A 1,939-nucleotide genomic window follows, 5' to 3' on the forward strand; every position below is an offset into this window, starting at 1 on the left:
AGGCAGGCACAAAAACACCTCGCCGGAGTCACCTTCCCGGCGCCGAAGGATACGGGGACGGCGTGGCGCGCTGGGGCGAGTCTCCGAATGGATCGCGGCGCCGGGCCGGCGCTGCTTCCTCGCTGCGGCATCTCGGTGCACGGACCGCGCTGTCGTGCGGCTTGCCCCCGCCGGGCGGCCGAGCCGATCAGGAGAAGGAGAGCGAGGCCGCCCCGCGTTGTACGGCGTTGGCCGTGTCTTCCTGCGAAGGTTATAGGGGCCCGAAGCCGCAACCGCGCGGCGCCCCCCGGCTCGCCGGTTCCCGAGGTCCCGCATGGCGAACGCCACATCGGAAAAGTTCGGCTTCCCCGGCACGCTCGTCGCCGAGACGGCGCACTGGTCCGTGCTGGTCCGCCCGCAGCAGGTCACGCTCGGCTCCCTCGTCCTCGTCTGCCGCGAACCGGCCACCGCCTTCGGCGCGGTGAGCCCGCAAGCCTTCACCGACCTGCACGGAGTGGTCGCGCGCGTGGAGCGCATGCTGCGGGACTTCGTGGGCTACGAAAAGATCAACTACCTGATGCTCATGATGGTTGATCCGGACGTGCACTTCCACGTCTTCCCGCGCTATGCCGGGCAGCGCGAGCATGCCGGCGTCGCCTTTCCCGATGCCGGCTGGCCCGGCCCACCCGCGCTGGCGCAGGCGGTGCAGCCCGAGGCGGCGGTGCTCGACGGCCTGGTCGCGGCGCTGCGGTCGCGCTGGCCGGCGGGGGAGAGCGCGTGATACCCGGCGTGCCAGGCGTTCCGCCGGGCGACTGGCGCCAGCCGCGGGCGGGCCCATAGCGCATCCTCCCCCTCGTGGGTCAAAGATGCACCATCGCTCCCTGGGACCACACAGGTGCACCGTGGACGCGGCGTCCCGCGCAGCTCGGCATCCCCCTCGGCCCTGGTCTGGAGGTTGGGGCTCGCGCGCAGCCAAGCGTAGAAGCGCGTGGTCGTCATGCGCATGCGCGCCCACCGACCCACCATCGACTACGCCCGACGCCGCACCGCGGAGGGGAAGAGCAAGCCGGAGATCATCCGCTGTCTCAAGCGCTTCGTGGCGCGCGAGATCTTCGGCCATCTCTGCCGCGCGCCCAGAGCAGCCCACCCAGAGCAAACCGGTGCTTGACCTCTATAGGAGCATCAAAGCCTACAGCGCTGTACAAGCAGAAACCGGTAGCGAGGGATCCGCCATGTTCTACGAGCCCCGGCACGGCCACGGCCTGCCCTACGATCCTTTCAAGGCCATCGTCGCGCCGCGGCCGATCGGCTGGATCTCCACGGTCGACACCGATGGGCGGACCAATCTCGCGCCCTACAGCTTCTTCAACGCGGTCCACTCGCGGCCGCCCATGCTCGCCTTCACCAGCGAGACGATGAAGCACAGCGCGGGCATCGCCATCGCGACGGGCGAGTTCGTCTTCAACCTCTGCACGCGCCCCCTTTTCGAGGCCATGAACATCTCCTCCGGGGCGCTGGCGTCCGGTGAGAGCGAGTTCGAGGCCGCGGGGTTGGCGACGGCGCCGTCCCGCATCGTGAACGCCCCGCGTGTCGCGGCCTCACCGGCCGCGCTCGAATGCCGGGTGGTGCATTCCATGCGGTTCCACGATGTGGACGGCAAGCCGCTGGAGGGTTGGCTCATCATCGGGCAGGTGGTCGGCGTCCACATCGACGACGCGTATCTGCGGAACGGGCGGTTCGACACGGCTGCCGCGCAGCCGCTGGCGCGCTGCGGTTACCGCGACTATGCCGCGGTGACCGAGATGTTCGAGGCGCTGCGCCCGACGGATGGCGGAGCCTTCCTGCCTGGCCAACGGGACCGGTGACGGAGTAGGTCCCTGCGGTCGGCGCCGTGCCGCGCTGGCCCGCACCTTCCCGACCGTACCGGCTCACCTTGCTCGCTCACGCGTCGGGAAACGTG

The 1,939-nt window shown here is 70.1% G+C and carries 2 protein-coding genes; both read left to right on the forward strand.

The features are described 5' to 3' along the window. Nucleotides 1-313 precede the first annotated feature (313 nt). Nucleotides 314-760, forward strand: coding sequence for an HIT family protein (locus VF584_23065; GenBank protein ID HEX8213075.1), 447 nt, complete (start codon nt 314-316; stop codon nt 758-760). Between the two features lie 451 nt (nt 761-1,211). Continuing rightward, a complete protein-coding gene (locus tag VF584_23070; GenBank protein ID HEX8213076.1) occupies nt 1,212-1,844 on the forward strand; it encodes a flavin reductase family protein in 633 nt (210 codons plus the stop codon). Nucleotides 1,845-1,939: the final 95 nt, after the last annotated feature.

The sequence above is a fragment of the Longimicrobium sp. genome (genome assembly GCA_036389135.1).
Taxonomy (GTDB): Bacteria; Gemmatimonadota; Gemmatimonadetes; order Longimicrobiales; family Longimicrobiaceae; genus Longimicrobium.